The sequence below is a fragment of the Lyngbya sp. CCAP 1446/10 genome (assembly GCF_026130175.1).
Classification (GTDB): Bacteria; Cyanobacteriota; Cyanobacteriia; order Cyanobacteriales; family Microcoleaceae; genus Microcoleus.
The window spans coordinates 1-24188 of sequence record NZ_JAIGNI010000053.1; the positions used below are offsets into that span (position 1 = coordinate 1).

24 protein-coding genes are annotated in these 24188 nt (G+C 46.5%); 12 read left to right on the forward strand and 12 right to left on the reverse strand.

Annotation, left to right across the window (positions count from 1 at the left end):
• Positions 1–231: 231 nt before the first annotated feature.
• Complete coding sequence (locus tag K4039_RS20130) at positions 232–2547, reverse strand: cation:proton antiporter (protein ID WP_265237931.1); 2316 nt, start codon at positions 2545–2547, stop codon at positions 232–234.
• Positions 2548–2665: 118 nt separating this feature from the next.
• On the opposite strand from K4039_RS20130, the gene K4039_RS20135 reads away from it, so the two are divergent.
• From K4039_RS20135 to K4039_RS20145, 3 genes are all read left to right on the forward strand, one after another.
• Positions 2666–3757, forward strand: a complete 1092-nt coding sequence (locus K4039_RS20135; protein ID WP_265237889.1) for an acyltransferase — start codon at positions 2666–2668, stop codon at positions 3755–3757.
• 152 nt (positions 3758–3909) lie between these two features.
• A complete protein-coding gene (locus K4039_RS20140; protein WP_375339819.1) occupies positions 3910–4851 on the forward strand; it encodes a M23 family metallopeptidase in 942 nt (313 codons plus the stop codon).
• A 212-nt stretch (positions 4852–5063) separates the two neighbouring features.
• A complete protein-coding gene (locus K4039_RS20145) occupies positions 5064–5600 on the forward strand; it encodes a late competence development ComFB family protein (protein ID WP_265237890.1) in 537 nt (178 codons plus the stop codon).
• 292 nt (positions 5601–5892) lie between these two features.
• Here K4039_RS20145 and psb29 read toward each other — a convergent pair whose 3' ends face one another.
• On the reverse strand, positions 5893–6606 hold the full coding sequence (gene psb29, locus K4039_RS20150) for a photosystem II biogenesis protein Psp29 (protein ID WP_265237891.1): 714 nt from the start codon (positions 6604–6606) through the stop codon (positions 5893–5895).
• A gap of 343 nt (positions 6607–6949) precedes the next feature.
• Between psb29 and K4039_RS20155 the strand changes: the two genes are divergently transcribed.
• A complete protein-coding gene (locus K4039_RS20155; RefSeq protein WP_265237892.1) occupies positions 6950–7600 on the forward strand; it encodes a chromophore lyase CpcT/CpeT in 651 nt (216 codons plus the stop codon).
• A 459-nt stretch (positions 7601–8059) separates the two neighbouring features.
• On the opposite strand, the gene K4039_RS20160 is transcribed toward K4039_RS20155, so the two are convergent.
• Both K4039_RS20160 and hemF read right to left on the reverse strand, forming a co-directional pair.
• A complete protein-coding gene (locus K4039_RS20160; RefSeq protein WP_265237893.1) occupies positions 8060–8422 on the reverse strand; it encodes an STAS domain-containing protein in 363 nt (120 codons plus the stop codon).
• A 60-nt stretch (positions 8423–8482) separates the two neighbouring features.
• Positions 8483–9526, reverse strand: coding sequence for an oxygen-dependent coproporphyrinogen oxidase (gene hemF / locus K4039_RS20165; protein ID WP_265237894.1), 1044 nt, complete (start codon positions 9524–9526; stop codon positions 8483–8485).
• A gap of 189 nt (positions 9527–9715) precedes the next feature.
• On the opposite strand from hemF, the gene K4039_RS20170 reads away from it, so the two are divergent.
• The 3 genes from K4039_RS20170 (at position 9716) to K4039_RS20180 (ending at position 11934) form a co-directional block, all read left to right on the forward strand.
• Entirely contained in the window at positions 9716–10786 is a 1071-nt protein-coding gene (locus K4039_RS20170; protein WP_265237896.1) for an Mrp/NBP35 family ATP-binding protein, read from the forward strand.
• A 165-nt stretch (positions 10787–10951) separates the two neighbouring features.
• Positions 10952–11143: an NAD(P)H dehydrogenase subunit NdhS gene (locus K4039_RS20175; protein ID WP_106149246.1), complete on the forward strand. Its 192-nt coding sequence runs from the start codon at positions 10952–10954 to the stop codon at positions 11141–11143.
• Between the two features lie 122 nt (positions 11144–11265).
• A complete protein-coding gene (locus K4039_RS20180) occupies positions 11266–11934 on the forward strand; it encodes an HAS-barrel domain-containing protein (protein ID WP_265237897.1) in 669 nt (222 codons plus the stop codon).
• Positions 11935–12537: 603 nt separating this feature from the next.
• Here K4039_RS20180 and K4039_RS20185 read toward each other — a convergent pair.
• The 4 genes from K4039_RS20185 to K4039_RS20200 form a co-directional block, all read right to left on the reverse strand.
• Positions 12538–13761: an SAM-dependent methyltransferase gene (locus K4039_RS20185; RefSeq protein ID WP_265237898.1), complete on the reverse strand. Its 1224-nt coding sequence runs from the start codon at positions 13759–13761 to the stop codon at positions 12538–12540.
• 107 nt (positions 13762–13868) lie between these two features.
• Complete coding sequence (locus K4039_RS20190) at positions 13869–15350, reverse strand: pitrilysin family protein (RefSeq protein WP_265237900.1); 1482 nt, start codon at positions 15348–15350, stop codon at positions 13869–13871.
• A gap of 289 nt (positions 15351–15639) precedes the next feature.
• A complete protein-coding gene (locus K4039_RS20195; RefSeq protein WP_265237902.1) occupies positions 15640–17232 on the reverse strand; it encodes a pitrilysin family protein in 1593 nt (530 codons plus the stop codon).
• A gap of 219 nt (positions 17233–17451) precedes the next feature.
• Complete coding sequence (locus tag K4039_RS20200; RefSeq protein WP_265237904.1) at positions 17452–17652, reverse strand: hypothetical protein; 201 nt, start codon at positions 17650–17652, stop codon at positions 17452–17454.
• Here K4039_RS20200 and K4039_RS20205 point away from each other — a divergent pair.
• Together K4039_RS20205 and K4039_RS20210 are read left to right on the forward strand one after the other, a co-directional pair.
• Complete coding sequence (locus tag K4039_RS20205) at positions 17651–18265, forward strand: TetR/AcrR family transcriptional regulator (RefSeq protein WP_265237905.1); 615 nt, start codon at positions 17651–17653, stop codon at positions 18263–18265. The two genes, K4039_RS20200 and K4039_RS20205, sit on opposite strands and share 2 nt — an antisense overlap.
• 140 nt (positions 18266–18405) lie before the next feature.
• Positions 18406–18924 carry a GNAT family N-acetyltransferase gene (locus tag K4039_RS20210; protein ID WP_265237907.1) on the forward strand — a complete coding sequence of 173 codons (519 nt, stop codon included), beginning with the start codon at positions 18406–18408 and terminating at the stop codon, positions 18922–18924.
• 8 nt (positions 18925–18932) lie between these two features.
• Here the strand turns inward: K4039_RS20210 and K4039_RS20215 are convergent, their stop codons facing one another.
• On the reverse strand, positions 18933–19298 hold the full coding sequence (locus K4039_RS20215) for a hypothetical protein (protein ID WP_265237908.1): 366 nt from the start codon (positions 19296–19298) through the stop codon (positions 18933–18935).
• Positions 19299–19419: 121 nt separating this feature from the next.
• Between K4039_RS20215 and K4039_RS20220 the strand changes: the two genes are divergently transcribed.
• On the forward strand, positions 19420–20181 hold the full coding sequence (locus tag K4039_RS20220; protein WP_265237909.1) for a cobalamin biosynthesis protein: 762 nt from the start codon (positions 19420–19422) through the stop codon (positions 20179–20181).
• A gap of 7 nt (positions 20182–20188) precedes the next feature.
• Here the strand turns inward: K4039_RS20220 and K4039_RS20225 are convergent, their stop codons facing one another.
• A complete protein-coding gene (locus K4039_RS20225) occupies positions 20189–20554 on the reverse strand; it encodes a phage holin family protein (protein WP_265237910.1) in 366 nt (121 codons plus the stop codon).
• A 109-nt stretch (positions 20555–20663) separates the two neighbouring features.
• Here K4039_RS20225 and K4039_RS20230 point away from each other — a divergent pair, with 109 nt between their 5' ends.
• Entirely contained in the window at positions 20664–21161 is a 498-nt protein-coding gene (locus K4039_RS20230) for a pentapeptide repeat-containing protein (RefSeq protein WP_265237911.1), read from the forward strand.
• 391 nt (positions 21162–21552) lie between these two features.
• Entirely contained in the window at positions 21553–21828 is a 276-nt protein-coding gene (locus K4039_RS20235; RefSeq protein WP_265237913.1) for a LapA family protein, read from the forward strand.
• A 16-nt stretch (positions 21829–21844) separates the two neighbouring features.
• On the opposite strand, the gene K4039_RS20240 is transcribed toward K4039_RS20235, so the two are convergent.
• On the reverse strand, positions 21845–22819 hold the full coding sequence (locus K4039_RS20240) for a hypothetical protein (protein ID WP_265237915.1): 975 nt from the start codon (positions 22817–22819) through the stop codon (positions 21845–21847).
• 155 nt (positions 22820–22974) lie between these two features.
• On the reverse strand, positions 22975–24036 hold the full coding sequence (locus K4039_RS20245) for a hypothetical protein (RefSeq protein WP_265237917.1): 1062 nt from the start codon (positions 24034–24036) through the stop codon (positions 22975–22977).
• Between the last annotated feature and the right edge of the window lie 152 nt (positions 24037–24188).

The window sequence follows — 24188 nt, forward strand, 5'->3', positions numbered from 1 at the left end:
CGTCTTCCGTCTTCCGTCTTCCGTCTTCCGTCTTCCGTCTTCCGTCTTCCGTCTTCCGTCTTCCGTCTTCCGTCTTCCGTCTTCCGTCTTCCGTCTTCCGTCTTCCGTCTTCCGTCTTCCGTCTTCCGTCTTCCTTCTTCCTTCTGACTAATGTCAACTGTCAACTGTCAACTGTCAACTGTCAACTGTCAACTGTCAACTGACAACTGCCAACTGCCAACTGCCAACTGACTAATCGCTAAACAGCTTTTCGCTGACTTGGGCGGTGAGAAAAGGCAGCTTTAAGGCTGGTTGCCGAACCGGCGGTGAGGCCGTCCGCTGCATCAAACCGAGCTCGTAGAAGCCCCCACACAGCAACAAACGATCGCCCTCTTGCAAACTGGTAGTTGCGTCCGGCCAGCGAGTAAATTTCCCCTCCCGGCGGATTGCCCGCACCTGCACCCCGTACTGGATCAGCAAATCTACCTCTGACAGTTTTTTGCCCGCCCAAAGGCTGTTGGCTGGCAGCCTCAGCCACTGGCAAGAACTACCGCCCTGCGGCACTGCAACTTCGCCCTTCGCCAGCAACTCAAAGCTGATGATTTCTTCCGGTTCTCCCACTACCAAAACTCGATCGCCAGACTGCAAAGCTGTCTTGCCGTTGGGATAATCAATTTCCTCGCCATCTTGGCGGACGATCGCCATTACGCTGACCCCTGTCAACTGCCGCAAGTTAGTTTCTTCCAGAGTCATGCTGGCGATAGGAGAACCCTGCGGCAAGTTGTACCACTCGCTGTTCATATCTTGAACGGCCACCTTCAAATCCCGCGAAATCGCCAAAGGTTCGCGCGCTGGCCGCAATTCCAGATAACGGCTGCTGCGAATTTGCTGCACTTCCCGTCCAATTGCCATTGTTGAGACGCCCATGCCAGCCAGCAAGTGGGCAGACAGTTCTAAACTAGCCTCAAACTCCGGCTGCACAACTTCCCACGCCCCCAGTTGGTAAAGCAGTTCGATATCTTTATCTTTGTTGGCCTGCACGACAATATCCAAATCTGGAACTAATTCTAAAGCCCGCTTCAGACACAAGCGAGTGCTCATGGGATCGGGAAGGGCGATCGCCATTGAAGCGGCCCGTTCGATCCCGGCAGATTCCAAGACGTGCAAGCTAGCAGCATTCCCGTAAATGTAGGGAATTCCTAGCACTCTGCAATCTTGAATTCTCCTTTCTGACTCATCGATCACCACAATTGAACAGTTGCGGCCCTGCAGCATTTTGACTAAATTTCTGCCAACTCGCCCGTAGCCGCAAATCACAACATGATTTTGTTCCGGCAAATTTTCCGCGATTTCCACAGGTTGAGATGTTTCGTCAAAATATCGCTGCAAAGGCCCGAAATTTTCCGCCCAATTCAATAATTGCGGCACGCTTCTCAATACAAACGGAGTCAGCACCAAGGTGACTGCTGTCGTTCCTAAAATTAATAGATAAACTTCTCGCGAAACCAGTCCCATCATTTGACCGGAACTAGCGAGTACAAAGGAGAATTCTCCGATTTGAGCTAAGCCCAAACCTACGATCAATGCTGTTTTTAGCGGATAACCAAATAGTCGAACGAGCGGCGTGATTATCAAGAATTTGCCGACAAATACTAGAAATACCAGTCCGAGAATTAATTCTAGATGGCTCCAGAGAAACATCGGGTCGATTAACATTCCGATGGTGACAAAAAATAAGGATGCAAAAATATCTCGCAAAGGCTCAACGTAAGTTAGAGTTTGGTCGGCATATTCCACCTCCGAAATCATTAAACCCGCCACAAAGGCGCCCATCTCGATCGAGAAACCCAGATATTCTGTCAGCAGCGCAATCCCTAAAGCCAAAACCACAACTCCCAGCAAAAACAGTTCCCGGCTTTCCGTTCTCGCGAGGTAGCGCAGCAATTGCGGTACGATCCAAATGCCCGCCACTACTGCACCAGCAGCAAATAAGCTGATCCGCACCAGAGCCCAGACTACCGTCATGCCGATCGCCTCTGCGGGCTGATTGAGGGCCGGCAAAACTGCCAGCATTAGCCCCAAAGCCAAATCTTGAACTACCAAGATTCCCAGCATGACTTGCCCATGGGAAGTACCGCCTTCATTGCGTTCCATCAAGCATTTGAGTACAACTGCTGTCGAGGAAAGCGACAGAATCGACCCTAAAAACACGCCTTGGGCGGGGGATTCTACCCAGCCTACAGCCAAGGAAATTGCAGTAGTAAAGGCGATCGTCAGCACAATTTGCAAGCCCCCCCCGCCCAGACTAATTGCTTTAACTCGATTTAATTCGGCAAAGGAAAACTCTACTCCCAAAGCAAACAACAGAAAGGCAACACCGAATTCAGCGAGGGTGTCTACCTGAATTAATTCTTTAATCAGCCCCAAACCAGCCGGCCCAATTACGATCCCTCCCAGGAGGTATCCGAGAATTACCGGCTGTCGCAACAGCGATGCAAAGAGTCCTCCTGCTGCGGCAGCAGCGAGAACTATAACTAAGTCAACGATCAGTCGGAAGTCTTCTTGCACAACTTTATGAAAAAAGTGTAAAGTTATATTATAGTGTTTAATGTGTTGACTATGTTGGGGGCGTTGATTATAGTTGAGTAGCAAGCCCAACTGCCACTGTTGAACAAGGTATTTTTTCATGACAAAGAGTTCTACTCCTCACAAAAAGCTCAATCTCTTGCAAGTTTATCGAGGGATTGGGGCGTTATTGGTGGTAATGTTTCATGTCAACCAGATGAGCACGGAGAGATTAAATCAAGTTACTTTTTTTAATCTATTTCAGGCTGGCTGGAGTGGTGTTGATTACTTTTTTGTATTGAGCGGTTTTATCATGGTGTATGTTCATCGATCGGCGATCGGGAAAAAAGACCAGTTAAAATCATTTTTAGTCAAGCGCTGCGTGCGAATTTACCCGATCTACTGGATAATTACTCTGATAGTTTTGTGTTTCTTTCTAGTTATTCCCGGTTTTGCTAATGCTCAAGATTTAAATTTTGGAAAGATAATTCTGTCGCTGCTCTTGATTCCTCAAAATGACAAGCCGATTCTGGATGTAGGTTGGACTTTAGTTTACGAAATGTATTTTTACGTATTGTTCAGCATAGCTATCTGGTTCAAGCCTAAACAGTCAGTGCCTATACTTTTGGCTTGGCTATTGATTACACTTCTACATTTTTCTAAAGTCATACAATTTTCCGATACTTTTTTCTTACTAAATCTAGTATTTGGTAATATGAATCTAGAATTTGTTTTGGGTGGATTGGCTGCTTATATAGTGATTAAATATAACAATAAAATTACCAATTACAGATGGTTATTATTTGGGATAGCCAATTTAGGATATCTTATATTAGCAATACTGGTAGCTTGGGGCAACATTGAGTTCGATCGGATCCAAACTTTTGCAGTGCTGGCCGCTCTGTTGATCGTTGCTGCAAGTTCGATCGACCTTAAGGATTCTCCGAGAATTCCTGCTCTTTTCATCTTCCTAGGCGATGCCTCATATTCAATATTTCTGCTCCACAGCCCAGTGATATCAGCAAGTACAAAAATTGTGCAAAAGGCGAATTTAGGAAAATATTTCGACGGTTTCTTTGCTCCGGCTCTGGTGGCATTGTTTGCCGTAGTTGTCGGCTGCATATTCTACTCTTTGATCGAAAAACCTCTGACGGTTTATCTGCGGAAAAATATAGTTGAAAAAATGAGCCTTCCAAAGACACAAGCAGGCTAATTGTGTGGTGCGTCGGGGTGAGATTGTCGATTTGATGCGAATATTGGCGATCCCGACGCACCCTACATCTGAGGCTATCGGATCACAAAAAAAGTGCTAAATTTGCCAGCTTTGTGTAACATTAGCTTGACAAAGGTTAAGGAAGCCTAACTATGCTCATGACTGTGAATCGAGGCAACTGCGGGCAAAGTGCGAACATATCTGTGGGTGCTATTTCCCGGTGGCGACAGTTGAAAGCAAATAAGCTAACGATAAGTTCGATCGCGCCTATGGTGGCCGGCTTTCTGAGTTTGGCCCTGCCGGTGCAAGCTTTGCAGGTAGTCGTGACACCACAAAATCCCGAACTGGGAGATACGCTGTCAGTAATCATTCAGGTTGACGGTAACGGCGGGGAAACTCCAACAGTTTCTTTACAGCAGAAAAACTACCCCGCGTTTCCGATCGGCAACGGCCGCTTTCGGGCCCTGCTACCGACGACGCCGGTAGAGAAACCCGGTGCCCGCCTTCTGCAAGTCTCCGGTGACGGACAAGTGCAGAAGTTGAACGTGCAAGTGCGCGATCGAGATTTTCCCACTCAATCCATCTGGCTGCCACCCGGTAAAGACGAAGAAGGTACAGATGCCGAATTCGATCCCGTGGACGCCTTTAAAGCACTGGTGACACCCGAAAAATTTTGGGATGGCAAATTATTGCGCCCTAACTCTGGCGAAGTTACCACTATTTACGGCGTGCAGCGATACTATAATGGAGTATTTGCTAAAGACTACTACCACCGTGGCGTGGATTACGGCGGCGCTTACGGTTCCCCTGTAGTCGCACCGGCCGCTGGTAGGGTTTCTCTCGTGGGACGGGAATCCCAAGGGTTCAAAATCCACGGTAATGTGGTTGGTATCGACCACGGTCAAGGGGTAGCAAGTATTTTGATGCACCTCAGCCGGATTGATGTCAAGGAAGGTGATTTCGTAAAAGCGGGTCAAGTAATTGGTGCTCTGGGGTCAACGGGGGCTGCGACAGGCCCTCACCTGCACTGGGGACTTTATGTGCACGGGCAGTCGATCGATCCGGTACCTTGGCGGCTTCAGGGAATTGAGTAGGACTTTTTACCGATTTTGACGAATTTAACGGTCAATTATGGGGTAAGTTTGTGGCTGGGGTACACAGATAAGTGTTCTAGGCGATCGGTATTGAGTTAGGATTTGTATGAAAATTCTCAACTCCACCATCGAAACTCGAATCTGAAGACGCCAGCAATTGCGTCTTTAAAAAACAAAACTGTATTAATGATGCCGTTGAGCGGGAAGCATATATGAGTATTGAAAAAATTGTTGAACAGGCTTTGCAAGACGGCTATTTAACGCCGGCTATGGAAGCTGAAGTGGGACGGATCTGCAATACGGCTTCTGAATTGTCGATCGAAGAGTACATGGCTCTCGATCGCCTGATGGGAGCTTTGTTGACTGGGGAAGTTGTGGTTTTGCCACGCAAACAGTTCATCAATGTGATGGAAGAGTTGGTGCTCAGCGATGCGATCGCTAGGGTGGCAGAAATTGAAGCGACGAGCGAGCTGAATTTGGATGTAGGAGATATTGCAGCTTATGCTTTAAATAGGCTGCCGCCTCTGTACGCTACGACGGAAGAGGGAGCTCACTTTCAAAGGGCTAGGGCTAAAGAACAACTTCACGATTTGATTTCCAAAGAAGTCAATGCAGCGATCGACCGCAACTTGGACAGACCAGATCCCGTCCACCCCACAGCTTTGGGCAAGTCTTCTGGAAGCGAAGTTCTGTCTAATCTCAGCAATTGGCTGCAAGCTAACGCTGTTAACTTTGAACTCCAGCCGTAGTACCACCTCCAACAGCTCTATTTTGGTTAAGTCGATCCCGCTCTATTCAGAAAGCGGGATTTTTAATTTGTGAGCCACAAACATTCATTGATCCGCAGAAGCCAGAAAGCAGAAGGGATTCATCAGAATGCCTTCGTCATAATTAAAGAAAAAAATTTTTAAGAGTTTTCTTGGTTTGTTACCTAAAACAAACAATTCCCTTTTCCTTCTTCTCTCTTCCCTCTGACTGACGACTGACGACTGACGACTAATGACCACTGACTAATGACCAATGACCAATGACTTCAAACGATTAATTATTGCTCTCAGAAGAGTCTGCTGAGGGGGCGGCAGTAACTTTTATTTCTCGCTTTTCACGTTTTTTCCGTTCCGCTTGGATGACATCTTGAAGCACGATTCGCGCTTGGGCCATTTTTTCCAAATTGCTCCGGTACAAATCTAAATCTTTGCTAACTTTGTCTTCAGGGAGGTGCAAGGCCGCACTGATTTTGGCGATCGCGCCATTTCGCGTTTCTTGGTCTTTTACCATTTCGGGGTCAGCTTTTTCTAACAGCGAAAACAAGCCGATCGCAAATAAGCGACTGTACTTAAATTGAGCGTTGCTGGCGATCGCCCCTAAAGACGCTTGCAAATCTCCTGTATCCTCAAAGCTGGTTGAGCGATCGAGCCACGACAGCAACTCAGACCCGGAAAGTCGCTCGGCCAAGCTTTCCAATCTGTGAGCGTCTTGCTTGTAGCGATCGGGATCGTCTTCTAGGGACTTGCACAAAGCGTTAAAAATCGAAAGTCTATCTGCTTCTGGGGCGTAACCGAGCATGAATCGATCGAAAGCTGTCACCACACCCAAAGCATAAATCGGGTCGTATTGAAAATCGACATTCGCCAAAAGCAAGTGCATTTCTACCATCAACTCTTCCACCACTCGACGGTAAATTGAGTTAATTGGTCGAGTGTGAATCGTATAGAAACTTCGCTTAGTATCTGAAACAGTACGGTTATTGTTCACCTGAGTTTTATAGATAAATAATTTTGCCGCAGCCTATGGGCGAGCGCGGCATGAGTAAAGTCGGGGGAGTCGATTGGCGATCGCGCTGACAAAATTTGCCAGTTTTTTTCAAAGTGCAGCAGCCGGGAAGACAGACAAAATTTTATGAAAAAGATTTTGCGGGCGATCGGCAGCAACAATTAATAGGTCGCACTACGAGGACAAAAGCCAAGTATCTTTACAATCATAGCTTAGCTGGGATCGCTCAGAAATCTAATCTTTTGACTTGTCCAGCCCATCTCTCGCCAGCCATATCACAATAAATTTTTAATGTCAAGCCCAAATCCTCAAAAATCCCACAAAAATGACAATTTCTCCTGAACTAAGAACGTTAGCCCAGTACATGGCCGGTGAATTTGACAACCGGGAACAAGCCCTAGCAGACCCGGCTTGGTACGTTCACCTGCGTTTCTGGCAAAGACCATTGCCCGTGCCTCTATTTTCCGAACCCAGCATTGCCCTGTTTGCCGAACAAGCCAACATTCTGGAATTAGACAAGCCCTACCGCCCGCGAATCGTGCAACTGAGGCACGTGAAGACAGCACCGGGACTTATAGAAGCTCAGTATTATATGTTTAAGGATATCGAAACCGTCAAAGGAGCCGGTCGCAACCCCGACTTACTGGCAAAACTCAAGGGCGAGCAAATCGAACTTCTCCCCGGTTGCACTCTTTCCATTGCGGTGCAAAATTTAGGCTCAAATCGCTATCGTTTTCGGGCATCTCTGCCGGAGGGAACTCGTTGTGGATTTACCTACGGCGGGCAAAGTTACCAAGTAGACTTGGGGTTTGAAGCCGCAGAGGAGGAATTTCTCAGCTATGACAAAGGAATAAGCCCCACGACAGGCAAGGCTATCTGGGGAGCTTTAATGGGCCCTTTTAGATTTGTGAAGCGTCAGGATTTTGCTTCTGAAATATTGGCTAATACGCTTGGGATCAGATCGGACGGCGGTTGAAACCGCCTCTAAACAAACAAAGATCGGACGTACGGTTGAAACCGCGCCTACAAAAACAAAGTCCGCCTCCGCGGACTAAAGAAGAAGTTGACATTCTCACCGCCCTAAAAGTGCGGCGATTCCCAAACATCGCTATTTGGGTTCCTGTTTCATTGCAACTGCCTCCACCTCCCGAAGGGTTTTCCGGTCTTATGCTCGTTCCACAGGCTTTGGCTATTGCCTCCCGCAAGCCCTGCGGTAGACTTTTAATTAGAGACTAAAAGTCCCCCTAAAAGGGGGGAGGTTTCAACCCTCCGCTACGCTCCGCCCAATTTTTCGATGACGTAATTTTCACCGCCCGGTCTTCAACCTGCGGAGGCAGGTTTTGTTTGTCTAGACGCGATTTCAATCGCCCGGTTTTCTTCAACCTGCGGAGGCAGGTTTTGTTTGTCTAGACGCGGTTTCAACCGCCCGGTCTTCTTAACTTGCGCGTGGCACCCCCTCTAGAGCTTCTTCTTCCGTGTCAAAGATTTCAAACACAGAATCCATCATGGTGACTTCAAACACCAGTTTGGCTTCTGGATGAACATTGCAAATGCGGAAACTGCCCTTAACTTTATCCGCATCGCGCATACCGGCTACCAACGAGGTCAGGCCAGAACTATCGATAAAGTTTACCTGACCAAGATTCACGACGACATGACGGCTGAGTTTGGAAATACACTCTTGCAACTTGAGGCGGAATTGCCAAGCTGTCGTGATGTCCAACCGTCCTGTCGGTGCTAAGACGATAACTGTTGTACCGTCTTGAAGCGTGTGGGTTTTTTGATCAATATGAATCACTGACCCTTCCCTCAAAATTATTACTATTTATCGCGGTGGTTACTTTCTCAGTAGTTTAACTCAGGTCGGTGACTGCTGAGGCATCCAATTCGCCCAATCTTGCGGTTTTAAGAACTTCGAGTAGAGTTCGGCTTCTGGAGAGTTGGGTTCTGGCTCGAAGCAATATTCCCAGCGTACCAGAGGCGGCAGGGACATCAGAATCGATTCGGTGCGTCCGTTGGTCTGTAAGCCAAAGGTCGTGCCCCGATCGTACACTAAGTTAAATTCAACGTAACGGCCGCGGCGATAAAGTTGGAAATCGCGCTCGCGATCGCCGTATGCTTTCGATCGATGCTTTTCAACAATTGGGGTGTAAGCCGGCAAAAATGCGCGGCCGCAGTCCTGTACGAAGGCGAACAGCGACTCCCAGCTTCGGGGTTCCGGGTTGCCGGCATTCTTGCTGTACTCAGCGGCTTTGCCTTTGACGTTATGGTCGCGGTAAAGCGCGCCTTGAGCGCTTTGGTAGTCAAAAAACAGGCCGCCCACGCCGCGAGTTTCTTGGCGGTGTGGGAGATAGAAATATTCGTCGCACCAGAGTTTAAAAGTCGGATAATAGTCCGAGTGGTGTTTGTCGCAAGCTGCTTTCAGAGTTTTGTGAAAATGAGCTGCATCCTCAGCCAACGGGTAATAAGGAGTCAAATCCACACCGCCGCCAAACCACCAAATCGGCCCAGCCTCAAAATAGCGGTAATTGAGGTGAACCGTAGGCAAATAAGGATTGCGGGGGTGCAGCACCATCGAAGTCCCAGTGGCGTAAAAATCGTGACCTGCCGCTTCTGGGTGCTTCGCAAGAATCAAAGCCGGCAAACTTTCGCCCCAAACTTGGGAAAAATTAACTCCGCCTTGTTCAAACACATTGCCTTCGCGCATGACGCGAGAACGTCCGCCCCCGCCTTCGGAGCGTTCCCAAGAGTCCTCTTTAAATTTGCCACCACCGTCGAGCTGTTCGAGGGATTGACAAATTTCGTCTTGTAGGCTTTTCATAAATTGGCTGACTCTAGCTCTAGAATCAGCGGGCGGCAAAAACGGGGAAGTGGCTGTTTTAAGTGTTGTAGAAACTGTCATAAAATTTCTGTTGTCAGATTTAAGTCTGAGATGGGCGATGATTCCCAAATCCAGTCGCCATGTAATTATGCCACCGTAGGTCTGCAAATGATCGCAATGAAGATACATTAAAAAATAGCAACAAAAATATACTTAAACCTGCGATCGAAAATTCGCTAACCCAATTGCAGAGCTATGGTGGAGAACACAATGCCCAATACACTCGATATTAGTTCAGTCTTAGAAATCCTGCGACCCGTGCAAGACCCCGAACTGCAAAAAAGTTTGGTGGAATTGAACATGATTCGTAACATTAAAATTGACGGCGGTGTCGTCAGTTTTACTCTAGTGCTGACAACGCCTGCTTGCCCGCTGCGAGAATTTATTGTCGAAGATTGCCAAAAAGCGGTCAAACAGTTGCCAGGAGTCGAAAAAGTGACCGTGGAGGTGACAGCGGAGACGCCGCAGCAGAAGGGAATGGTCGATCGCCAAGGCATAGAAGGAGTCAAAAATATTATCGCCATTTCCAGCGGCAAAGGCGGCGTTGGCAAAAGCACGGTGGCGGTAAATGTAGCTGTAGCACTGGCGCAAACTGGCGCTAAGGTGGGTTTACTCGATGCCGATATTTATGGGCCCAACGACCCAAATATGTTGGGTTTGGGGGACGCGAAAGTGATGGTGAGGGACGGAAAAAGCGGGGAAAGCCTCGAACCAGCTTTCAACTACGGCGTCAAATTGGTGTCGATGGCATTTTTAATTGAGAAAGACCAACCTGTGATTTGGCGCGGCCCGATGTTGAACGGGATCATCCGGCAATTCCTCTATCAGGTGAATTGGGGCGATTTAGACTATCTGATTGTCGATATGCCTCCGGGTACTGGAGACGCGCAGTTGACAATGGCCCAAGCGGTGCCGATGGCCGGTGTGGTGATTGTGACGACGCCGCAGACGGTGGCTTTGTTGGACTCACGCAAGGGATTGAAGATGTTCCAGCAGTTGGGAGTCTCGGTATTGGGAATTGTGGAAAACATGAGCTATTTTGTGCCGCCGGATATGCCTGACAAGCAATATGATATTTTCGGTTCCGGCGGCGGGGAAAGGACGGCTGCTGAGTTGGGAGTGCCGCTGTTAGGCCGCATTCCGCTGGAAATTCCGCTGCGGGAAGGTGGCGATTCGGGTGTGCCAATTGTGGTGGGACAACCGGGTTCTGCTTCGGCGAGGGAGTTGCGGGCGATCGCGGGTCGGATTGCTGGTAAGGTTTCTGTAGCAGCCCTAGCTTAACAAAGTTAGTCCAGGACGCACGGGTGTCGAGAAACCGGGTTTTTTAGGAAAAAACACAGGTTGCAGCCCTAGAATTGATAAAAACCCGGTTTCTCAGAGTCGCAGTGCGTCCTAGAAACCAGAAACGGTAAACTATAAACAGTCAAACTTAACTTTGAAACAATTATGATTTTTCCAGGTTCGGCAGTTCGAGTTAAAGATAAGGGCGAGATTTACTACGGCTTTCAAGGACTTGTGCAGCGAGTTACCGACGGGAAAGTCGCGGTACTGTTTGAAGGTGGCAATTGGGACAAGCTGATCACGTTCCGCCTTTCGCAGTTGGATCTCGTGGATGCTACGGCTGGCCGCGCGAAATAGTAATTAGTCAGTAGTCAATAGTCAGTAATCAGTAGTCAGTAATTATTGGTTACTGATTATTGGGAGAGATTCAAAAATAATAACTGTCAACTGTCAACTGTCAACTGTCAACTGACTAAACTATGCGTTTACCTTTACCCCAATTTGGCACAAAAGAGCGCCATCCCGATCGCATTGCTGAAGTCATCGAGACAGCAACTTCGGAGTTTTTGGCTCAATGTTTGGAACCGGAAGACTTGAGTTTTCCGGCGATGCCGCCTTTTGGGAGTTGGGTGAAGGCGGAAGATGAAGAGTCAAAAAATCAAATCTATGGCGTGGTTTATCATGCTACCACTAGCCCGATCGACTCGGTGCACAGAGCCCGCGCCTTGGGTTTGTCCTTAGAAGAGTTGCGGGAAGAACAACCGCAGATTTTTGCGATGCTCAAAACCGAGTTTCGAGTGGCGATTGTGGGGTTTGAGAAGCCACCGGAAAGGTTCAACGGCCACGGCCAATCGAGGGGTACAATTTATCAGTATTTGCCGCCACGCCCGCCGCAAATTCACCAGGCTGTTTATCGCTGCGAATCGGATGAGGTGATTGATTTTACGGTGCAGTTGGATTTTTTGAGGACGCTGCTGGGGGTGACTAATGCGCCTGTGGATGCACTGGCGGCGGCGACGATTCGAGAGATTTATCAGTTGCGGATGCGCGATCGAGCTTGGTTGGTAGAAGCCGGGAGGAATTTAAGTGTTTTGTTGAAGGATGATTATGACAGATTGCGGGTGATTTTGAGCCAGATTCATCCCTAGGATATGGTATAGCTTTTCTCAAAAAAATGAGGTACGCGAACGGCATAGGGCATAGGGCATAGGGCATAGGGCATAGGGCATGAGGCTCTCCTCACTTTTTTGATAACCGCTATAATTGTTTAAATAGCCGAATCTTCCCAGAATTTCCGATTATCGAACTGATAGCTCAATACGGTTCACTTAAGACAGATCTCCTTGGCACACCCATTAAAAAGGGGAGTAGGGGGTGGGACAAGAAAGCTCTCAAAGTCCCCGTTGCTTTCGGGGGATTTAGGGGGATCTCCGGGGCATAAATAGTGTTAAGTGAACCGTATTGACTGATAGCTGAGTTTAATGAAATATTTTTTATCTAAATCCTTACAGTTAAGCTAGTAAGCTGTTCTAAATTTAAATTGTGTGTGAAAAATCAATCAAACTCTTGTGGTACGTTGCTCCGACGCCGTACCGAATATGTAATTTAAATGGGCGACAGCTTAATAAATGATTCAAATCAACAAATGATGGGCGACACACAAAAAACAAATCGGTATAACATTTGACATCAATGAAACATCAACAAATTCATATTCACTCAGTCGTTTACTATAACATCGTTGATGTTATTCAATTTAATTCCTTAGCTAGATCGGAGGAAAGCAAGAGTTCAGGAAATAGTAAAGTTTCTAAATAGTGAAAATTGATGCCATAAAGTTTTTTGATGTCTTTGATTTGTCCAATAATCTGCTCCTTGTTGATACTCTGATTGCTTTTGATTCCGACAATCATTATATTCTTACTCGTATGTTCAGCAGCTATAAACTCAAAAACCTTGGTCTTGTAGCCAGACAATTCCAGTAGAAGTGCTCTTAATCCATCAGTTACTATTTCCGATTGCCTCTCTAGCAAAATGCCAGACTTCAGCAGATCCTTCAAAACCAGATTCGGATGAATTTGTTTCCTAACTTGCTTGTGGCAGCATGGTGCTAAGATAATCAAAGAAGAATCAGACTGTATCCCTTTATAAATCGCATCATCTGTTGCAGTATCGCACGCATGAAGCGCGATGGTTATGTCTGATTTTTCTGCGCTATAGTTACTGATATTTCCTTGTTTAAAATGTAAATCTTTAAAGTCAACTGATTGGGCAACAGAGTTACAAAAATCTACTAAATGTATTCTGCTTTCTATACCGACAACTGATGCTTCTTTATCTAAAATATTGTTCAAAAAATCATATATTGCGAAGGTCAAGTATCCCTTGCCTGAACCCATGTCAACTACAGAGATATGACTCTTCGCTGCCAATGCTGATGATTCAAGTAAGCCATGTATAATTTCCACAAACTTATTTATCTGTCTAAACTTATCTTCCATCGTTTTTACGACATTACCTTGACTATTGGTAATGCCTAATGCTGTGAGATATACATTATTTTCGGATTCAATATAGCGTTTTTTCTTGTGATCATGTTCCTGCGGAGTCGTATCAACAGGATTGGTAAAAGTAGGCTTAATACATTTAAGTTTAGGATTCTGATCTTTGCCATATTCAAGTTGAACATCTTGCTTGACCGAGAATAATCTAATACTCATAAATTCACTCCCAATCAGGGTTTTTATCAAATTTATCCCCTCTTCGATTGGGTGATTTTTGACTATTTCCTTAGTTTTATAGCTATAGGTAAAAGAAAGTTTTATGCTTGATTTAAATTGTACGATTCTCACAATGATTTTAGTTAAACCGTCTTCTCCTCCTCTATATTTTCCTAAAGTTAATCTGACAAATTCTTGATTCTCTATACTAGAACCTAGAATTAACTCGAATTGCTCTTGCGTGTTGATATTCATTATATTATTCAGTAGCCCTAGGGTTCGCAATCATAAATCCCAAAATTATATCCACAATCTCACAGTGACGCACCACACAATAGTCTGGTGCGTCACACGAATCATCGTCAAGTCGCTGAGGGAATTGTGATGTCAACAGATTGCACTTTCACCGAAGTTCCTAAACTCGATAACGGCGGTTGAATTGCCGCAGTATTTCCCACTACTAATGTCACCAGATTCTCCGGTTTCAAGTAAGTCTTGGCTACGCGCTGCACGTCAGCAATTGTGGCTGCTTCGATGCTGCGGCGGTAACGAAAAATGAAATCTTCGGGATAACCGTAGTATTCGTATCGCATTAGTCGCGACAAAGTTTGACTGGGATTTTCAAATTTGAAGATGAAAGAATTGAGGGTAGAATCTTTAGCAAAAGCTAATTCTTCTGGGGTAATTGCTTCGGTGCGGATACGATCGATCTCAGCGCGAATTGCCTGGATAAACGGTACTGTCGCGTCCGATCGCGTTTGGCCCCCAGCCACAAACGTCCCAGGATAGTCATATCTCGGACTCCAAGCCGCATAAACAGTGTACGCTAAGCCTTGGCGCGATCGCACATTATTGAACAAACGCCCGCCAAAACCATTCAAAACCCCGTTCATCACGTCCAAAGCAGCGTAATCTGGACTGCTGAGCATTCCGCCCAAATGCCCCATCTGCACGTAACTTTGACTCAACTGGGGCTGATCCACCAAAAATATGCCGCCTTGATTTGCGGGAGATACCGTTGGTAGTGCAGGCACTTCTGCACTCTGAGTCGGTTGCCAATTGCCGAATTTTTGCTCCACGAGCGATCGCATTTTAGCAGTATCAAAATCACCAGAAATACCCAAAATCATATTCTTGGGGTGGAAATACTTCTGGTAGAAACCCACCAAATCGTCGCGGGAAATATTGGCGATAGTCTTGTATTCTACCGTGCGCGCGTAGGGACTGCGATCGCCATAAATCAACTTTTGAAACTCGCGGCTCGTAATATCATTAGGATCATCATTGCGGCGGGCGATACCACCTTGCTCTTGATTCCTCGCTAAATCGAACTTTTCTTTAGCAAAAACTGGCTCCTGAATCACTTCTGCAAACAAGTCAAAAACAGGTTCCAAATCTTCAGTTAAAGCACTAAAATTAGTGTTACCAGAAGTAGCCTCAATTCCTGTTTCTACCGAAGCAGCACGCTGTTCTAACAACTGATTTAATTCATCAGCCGTATGCCGACTTGTGCCACCAGTTCGCATCACTTCTCCCGTCAAACCTCCCAATCCAATTTTATCAGCAGGTTCAAAACGATCGCCCGTGCGAAATAATGCTGTCCCCCCAACTAACGGCAATTCTCTATCTTCCATCAGATACACGCGGATGCCATTTTTCAGCTCAAAGCGAGTGTATTTAGGCAGTTTAATTTCAGCCAGCGCCGGGAATTTTAATTCGTCATAGTGTTTGGGCCCAGCCGCTAAGGAAGGCAACAAATTAAACGTGCCAAGTGAAACAGTAAAAAAGCAAAGCGAGAGCAAAAATAACTTTACTTTCTTCAGTCTCAATTTAGTCCTTTTCATTCTTTTTCCAATGTTTCCTATGTTGACAATTCGAGGCAGAGCCTCTGGATCTGCGTTCCCAGGCAGAGCCTAGGAACCAGTAAATCTAGCTTTTATCCGAGGCCCGATCCCCCTAAATCCCCCGAAAGCAAGGGGGACTTTGAGAATACTCCTGTCCCCCCCTTCTTAAGGGGGGCTAGGGGGGATCTAGACCTAATCGCTAGACAGAATATCGGCACTAGGTTTCAGCTTAAATTGACACCAATGCCCTCTTCCTTCTTCCTTCTTCCTTCTTCCCTCTTCCTTCTTCTTAGAGCGACAAAAGCTTACCAATCGTGCGGTTTTCCGGGCGGAAAGTAGCCTGAGAGACACGTTGAATGTCAGCAGGAGAAACAGCCGCGATCGCATCCAACTCCTTAAACAAATTTTTCCACGAACCAGTTTTAACTTGATAATCCAGCAACGAAAATGCCATACCCATATTAGAATTGAGCGATCGCAATAAACCAGCTCTCGCCTGAGTTTTCACCCGCTCCAACTCTGCATCAGACACCGGCTCCGTTTTTAGGCGATCGATTTCCTTGCTCAAAGCCACCGCCACCTCATCAACAGTCTTACCCGGAGCAGTTTGAGCATAAAACAACATCAAATTCGGGTATTTATCCCCCGGATAACCACTGAAACCTTGAGCAGCTAACGCCAATTGCTGTTGTTCTACCAAAGACTTATAAAGCCGAGAAGTGCGGCCACTGCTGAGCAAAGAACCAATGATTTCATAAACCGCATTGTCGGGATGATTCATCGCTGGTCTGTGGTATCCTTCCAAATACCAAGGTTGAGTTTTTAACTTCAGCGTCACTTCCTTAGTTTGCGTTTGGGGAGGCTCCACAATTTGCAATTCAGGAGGCGCTGGTTTCGCCTTGTAGCGCCCGAAATAAATTTGAGCGAGACGCTTCACCTCCGCAACTTTCACGTCTCCTACCACAGCCACAGTCAGTTTACTGGGGATGTAGTGACTATCGAAAAAATTCTGCACCTGGCTGCGGGTGAGGTTTTTAATGTCTTCAGTGTAGCCAATTACCGGGCGACGATAAGGATGAACAGAAAAAGCTTTGTTAGCAAAAACTTCGACCATTTGCCCGATCGCCGAATTTTCAGTTCGCAGCCTCCGTTCTTCTAGAATTACCTGTTTTTCCTTATAAAATTCCCGAAAAACTGGTTCTAGAAATCGCTCCGATTCCAGCGACATCCACAATTCTAATTTGTTAGCTGGGAGACTATAAAAATACATAGTCGAGTCGATAGAAGTGGCGGCATTTAATCCGACTCCGCCTGCTTGTTCGACTATTTTGCCGAGTTCATTGCGCTTGACAAATTGCCCAGCTTCGGCTTCAACCTTGTCAAATTCTGCTTTGAATTTGGCGATTTCTTCAGTTTTGCCGATCGCCTTCGCTGCTTGCATTTGCTCGAAGAGTTGGTCTTGTTTTTCTAGCAGCGGCTTTTCGGCTTTGTAGTCGGTAGTGCCGATTTTTGGCGTACCTTTAAAGGCTAAATGTTCGAGATAGTGGGCGACTCCGGTTTGGCCGTCGGGTTCGTTTGCCCCTCCCACGTCAGCGTAAATTAGAAACGATGCTACCGGAGATCTGGGCCTTTCGAGCACGACGAATGTCATGCCATTGTCGAGCTTAAATTCCGTGACTTGCTTGATTACGCGATCGAGCGACGGTTGCACAGACACTGTTTGGGAGCCGTTAGCGGGGTTCTCGCGGGCGAGGGCGATTTGGGGGGAAAGTCCCCACCACAGCAGTACAGCAGCCAGCAGGGAGGCGATAAATCGAGTTTTGCGGGGCGATTCCCTAGGGGATAGCTTCGTCGCGCGTGGTTTTTGGAACTGCGGGGTCATTCGATTTTAGATTTTAGATTTTAGATTTTGGATTGTCAAACAAAAAAATGTTTGCGCTCAATGCCAGAGACTCTTTTCTAAGGATAAAGATTTTTGGAGGCATAAGCGATCTGTTGCGCCGCAGATGTTAGGCTGATACAGCAAATCTCAAAAAGGGTCTGGGCCCGGCAAGGAGTTTTGAGTTTGGGATTAAAGTCGCGCACAACTTAAAGCGTAACATTATTTCACCCGCCCGTCCCAAACCCGCAGTTCCAAGTGAATCCACCTAAGTAAACGTAAAATACGGCTCGCTAAAAAGCTGGCTATGTATGTCTTCTTCCTTTTTCCTTCTTCCTTTTTCCTTCTTCCTTCTGCCTTCTTCCTTCTGCCTTCTTCCTTCTTCCTTCTACTTAAGTCGCCAATTACCGATTGCAAAGCCATGCGAATTTTTAATCAGTCTCCTCCTTCAGAAACAGAAACCAAAAAGCGGATTTTACAAGCGGCTGTGCGGTTGTTTGCCCGCAGCGGATACGACGGTACGACAACTCGCGATTTAGCAGCGGCAGCAGGGGTGGCGGAGGGTACGCTATTTCGGCATTTTGATAATAAAAAAGCGATTTTGATTCAGGTAGCGACGGAAGGATGGGTGGAAATATTGACAGATTTGCTAACCGAATTGAGCGAGATGGGCAATTACAAAGCAGTGGCTCAGGTGATGCGCCGACGGATGCTAAATATCCGCGAGAATAGCGATATGATGCGGGTGTGTTTTTTGGAGGCGCAGTTTCACCCGGATTTGCGCGATCGCATTCAGTTGGAAGTCATCGGAAAAATGAGCGTTGTGGCTGAGGCTTTTTTTGAGACGGCGATGGAAAAAGGAGTTTATCGCAAGATGAATCCGAAGATTGTCGCTCAGGTATTTTTGGGAATGTTTGCAGTAGCCGGTTTTAGTCAAAATACGATTGGGGAACCGAATGCTTCTCCGCAAGAAATGCAGGAAATAGCCGAAGGATTAGCGGATATTTTTCTGAATGGGGTTTTAGTTAAGGATTAGTCATTAGTCATTGGTCATTAGTCATTAGTCATTGGTCATTAGTCATTAGTCATTAGTAGTTCGCGTCTTTTTTCCTTCTTTATTCTTCCATACATCCGTTACATCCGTTACAGAATCCGTTGCCGAACTTCCTTCTACTTATGGACAAAATCTTGGACTATTCTATTCGGCCGCTAATGCAGGAAGACGAACCTTTTTTGTGGCAAATGCTGTACGTCGCGGCGCACATGGCAGAAGAAGGTGAATCAACGGTGCAAGCTGTTGTGAATCATCCTTTAATTGCGAGATATGTCAAGGATTGGGGACGTGCAGACGATACGGGATTCGTAGGAATTGAATTAAACAGCAGCCAGCCCGTAGGAGCGGCCTGGCTGCGTTTATTTACAGGGGATGACAAGGGATTTGGCTGGGTAGACGATATCCCGGAATTGGCGATCGCGGTTCTTCCAGAATATACAAATCAGGGTATAGGAACGCAGTTGTTGGATCGTCTGTTGTCAGCAGCCAAAGCATCTTATCGATCGGTATCGCTGAGTGTTAGAAGCTCAAATTCGGCCCTGAATCTCTACCAGCGATCGGGATTTAAAGTAATTGAGGGAAGCGAGACAATCAACCGCACAGGAGGGACATCATTAACCCTGCAAATAGATTTTAATTGATTGAATTATTACTCGTCGTTAAACTCGTACACTTGCTGTACCCAATTCTCCCGAATTTCCTGCCATTCATCGGACAATACTTCCCAAGTTGTATTGCTTTCTAGTTCCAGCAATAAACTTGATACTTCTTCCAGAGTCGATGCTACATGACAGTCTTCTACCCAACTTTCCCGGCAAAGTTTCCAGTAATTTTGCACTGCTTCCCGCTGGATGTCTGATTCCAATTCAATTAGATATTCTGCTAGCTGTGAGGGTTCTACTGCTGCTTGCACTTCACTCATCCAACTGTCGCGACGTTCTTTCCATTCTTTCGTCACTGCTTCCCATGTGAGGTTGCTTTCAAACTCTAATAGTAACTGGTTCAGTTCTACCATATTAAATGTTTTTTGTTTGCAGTTTGTGCTAAAAGTATTATACAAACTTTTTTAATTAATGATCTTAAAAAACAATTAAAGATTGCGGCCTCGGTGAAACTACCGAATACATAACTGAATCATGAGCGATAAATTTACTTTAGATATGCTAGATATTCCCAGCGGTTGGAATCGGGGGACAGGGGACTGGATGGGAGTGGCGGCAGCTATGAAGAGAGGGGAAACTGTAGAAGTAATTCAAGAAGTTGGTTCTACTTTGTGGCAAAACAGTTTACCTGAAAAATATTCTTTGTGTTGGGAAAGCGAAAATTTGTCACCTATCAAAGGGCGAATTTGGATTAGTTTTACCCAGAGAAGATTTGCGCCGGAATCTGCTTTGCCAAAGGTTCAATGGCATCCGAGAGTGTTGTGGGTAGGGATAGGTTGCAAGGCTGGAACTTCGCGAGAATTAATCGAAGCTGCGATTCAAAATGTTTGTCGCAGTTATCATTTAGCTGAAGGTGCGATCGCAGGAATTGCTTCAATAGACACTAAAGCAGGTGAACTTGGCTTGCTGGAACTTTGTCGATCGCGAAATTGGCCATTAAAAACCTTTGCTGCTGACATTTTGAGTTCCGTAGAAGTCCCGAATCCTTCAAATCTGGTAGCAAAAGCAGTCGGCACGCCCAGCGTAGCAGAAGCGGCTGCACTTTGCGCGATCGCCCAAATTTCAACCGCCCATCAACACCAAGAAACGCAGATATCCATCAATCATCTGCGTTTATCTGCGTTTATCTGCGGTTCGCATCCCCTCTTAGTTCCGAAAAAAATATTTCGCTCGGACAAAAAACTAGGCTCTGTTACAGTAGCAGTTGCAGTTTGCCCGATCGACTATCTAGGATAATATCTTACTAATCCAAAGTACCCGTATTCACAAAACGACCAATCAGCCCAGAAACGAACGACAACACAATCGAACCGAACAAAGCAGGCCAAAAACCGTTAACCGCAAAGCCGATACTGAACGCACCCGCCAACCACGAAGCCAGGGACAGGGAAATTGCGTTCACAACAAACAAAAACAAACCTAAAGTAATAACAGTCAAAGGCAGGGTCAGCAATGTAATAATTGGTCTGACAACCGCATTCACCAATCCGATAACCACAGCAGCCACCATCGCCGCCGGAAAGCTAACCACCACAATACCTGGTACAATGTTAGCGGTAATCACCAGCGAAATTGCGGCTACTATCCAAGTTAAGAAAAAACTTAGCATATCTTGTTTTTCATCTCCATCACTATTAATTGAGATTGTAACTGTTTAGGCGATCGACCAAAGTTCGGGATACACTACAAAATACCCACCTTACGAGAATATCAGACATATGAAACTCCGGCAACTAGCAGCATTCCTCTTAGCGCTAACTATCTTCATCCTGCCGCGCGCAGCCCAAGCTCAATCTAAATATTACCCACCGCCGCTGTCCTTTAGCAACGCGGAACTGACAAGACGCGATTTTTCCGGTCAAATGCTGCGCGCCGCCGAGTTTTCTAACGCTAATATGGACTTAACTAATTTTTCTAATGCCGATTTGCGGGGAGCAATTATGAGCGCTTCGGTGATGACTGAGGCGAATTTGCACGGAGCAAATTTAACTAATGCCATGATAGATCAAATTAAATTTACTAAGGCTGATTTAAGCGATGCAATTTTAGTCGAAACAATTTTGCTGCGTTCTACTTTTGACGGAGTTAATATCACAGGCGCTGATTTTACTGATGCAATTATGGACGGCGCACAAGTTAAAGAATTGTGCACTAAAGCCAGCGGGATTAATTCTCAAACTGGGATTTCTACTCGCGATTCTCTGGGATGCCGTTGATTTATTTTCTAATCCCATAATTTTAATTTGTGGAACAGGCATCTTGCCTGTTTCGGGCGATGCTCAAAGCCCACGCCACAAGTAATAAATACACAAAATTCATGTGATTGTGGAACAGGCATCTTGCCTGTTCCCGGCGGGTTGTCCGGCCCACCCCACACCATATAGCGGTTCTAAAAAAAGTGAGGAGAGCCTCATGCCCTATGCCCTATGCCATATCCCGGAAGCGTACCTGATCTTTTTGAGAAAGGCTATAACTTCCCCCGCACTTACTTGACTTATTCCCGAATCTTGTTGTATATTATTAAATAATGGGTAGTTAATTTTGTGGACACATATTCAAATTATAAAACGAGTTTATTAGTTAAATTTTTAGCTTTTCAAGCCTTTTATGAAAATAATTCCTCTGCTCACAATTAGTTTTTTAGTAGCAATTTTAGTTAGCGCGATCGCCATAATCTCAGTGCAGAACGCCGCCCCAGTCGCCTTAAGCTTTATCTTGTTTAAATCCATACAAATTCCAGTAGGATTAGTATTGGCAATCAGCATTAGTGCGGGACTGCTCGGCGGTGCACTGCTACAACCGCTGTGGAATTTTTCAGATTCCCAAGACTCGCGTCCGAAATTTCAAGCAAATCCCGAAGACTCGGACACCGTAGAATATTAAGTTAATTTTTCAAACCTTAGATGGAATAAACCTGACCGTCAATCAGCAGCCGAGTAATTCCTTTGGCTAGCAAGTAAGGTGCGGCTTTTTGCAGCAGCCTGCCATCTGGAATTTTGAAAACTCTTTGATTGCGAGTAGCAAATCGGCGGGCCACTCGGTGATTGTCAAAAACTGGTAGGGTTTTCTCGCGAATTTCCGCCGCCGGAATTTGACCGAGTTCCCCAAATGCTTTCAAAGGTCTAGTAATTAATTCTGCCGCCCGATCGACTACTAAATAGCAAATTTTGGGCAGAGACGCTTGGCTTAAAGGCAAAACTTGAATCGGCCCCTCCGCCCGCAGCTCCATCGACTCCCCCGACATCGAACCCAGCACACTCCCTTCAAACAGAGAATCTTCATCCTCTAAATCTTCGTCGAAGTCGTCATCTAAATCATCCTCATCCTCATCCTCATCCTCATCCTCATCCTCATCCTCATCGAAATCGCTAAAATCTTCACCATCAAGCATTGCCTGTAGTTCTCCAGTCACAACAGCACGGTGGCTGCGCGAGGCAATATTTTCTTGGGCATCTGGCACATCAGAAACGTCCAAATCCGACTCTAAAGTTCCTGAAATTTCGATTTCTGGGACAGGTTGGGCGGCTGATATATAACGCTTTCGGATCGTCGGCCTCGAATTGGGGGCTGATTGCGCGATGAGGAGTGACTCAGACAGGGGAGTATCTACAGGGGCGATGGAGCTGGCAGCCGACGATTCAGCAGTCGCCTCTGTTGGTTCAGAAACGCTGCTGGTGCGATCGGACGAACGCTTTTGTTTTTGCTGTACCAAAAATTCGTATTCTGACTCCGACAAAGCCCCCTGAAGGATGCGCCTCACAGTCGAACTACTCACTCCGTAGCGCTTTGCCAGAGTGATAGTATTCTCGTCCGACTGTCGGTACAGCCGCAGGAGTTCGCGTTTGTCTGAATCGGATAGTTTTGTGGGCGTCATGCCAAATTTTCCAGCAAAAAAATGTGAAAAAACGCAGGAAGTGCGATCGGCGAACTGTGATTTTTCATTTTCGATTTAAAGTTGACAGATGCCGGCAAGGGCAAAACAGCTTTCGCGTTTCCATCTCTTGCCGAAGCAACCCCAATCTCCCATTGCTACGCGGAGCGACGAGTCCGCCTGCTCTGACGAGAACGGGTTGAGATGTCATGTTCCAAGACAGCTCCAATTCCGAACAGGATGCCACTGAAAACAAAAAAGACTTCCAGCAAACTGCCGCTTTGATAACTACCCTCAGCCTGAGTATCTCGCCATTTAAAGTACATATCTGCGATGTAAAGCGAAAAAGTTGCAGCCGCAATCATTCTCCAAGATTGGGAAAAACGTCCTCCCCAAAACGCCAGCAGCAGTGCAGTAGCAATAATCAGCAGCAAAACGTCCCCGACGATGTAAAACAAATTGATCGCATAGGCGTAAGGTGACAGTTGTTTGTCAAGTGCCATCACCCATGCGGGAGCTTTAGGTACTTCTGCTGATTCTTCTTCCGATGCAGGTTCATCAGCAGTCGCGGCCGCTCCTTTTGCCTTTGACTGGGCCGAATTGTCCAAAGCAGGCGCTTTTCCTTTGGCAGGAGTTGCTGGTGCAGATCCTGTCACTAATTCCTGAGGAGCAGCCGGAGCCATTCCTAGCTGTGTCCTCCAAGAGTCCGGTGCAGCAACCCAGATAGCTATAGCAATCCCAAAGGCTGCTATTCCGGCTAACAAACCCCACTGCCAAACTTCTAGATTCAGACGCTTGGAAGTCACAGCTACAACCATGCCTCCGATCAGCACCACATAGCTGCCCAGATAAAACGCATCTGCTGGGGACACGTCTGGATCTAACTCGAAATAGAGTTCCCAAATCCCGAACAGCACGCCGGCGATAAAATAGAAGAGCATCCCCAAACCAATGCCCAGCCAGACGTTGCGCCCGCTAGCCATCTGGGGGCATTTCCAGTTTCTGAAACAGACTAAAGACGCTCCGAGGTATGCCCCGCATTCAAAAACATAAGTGCCGATCGAGTACCAAGGCGGTAAACCATCTTCTTTTGAAAGGGGGACGCTGAACAGCAAAAAGAACAGCAGCGCCATGACAGCCCAGACAATGCCCACAATCACTAGGCTCTGAGCTGATAGTAAAGATGTAGATGTAGATGACTTTTCTGAAGTGCTACTCATAGGGATTTCACGATACCTAACTAGCGGTTGAATGCACCCCATCTCAATTTTTGATTGTAGATGAGGATTCTTTCGCCAAAGAACCTTGATCTGACGCTCCCGGAAAAACTGGCGTCTTCAGCGTGTCTTCGGGTTTTTTGCCCTCGTACACT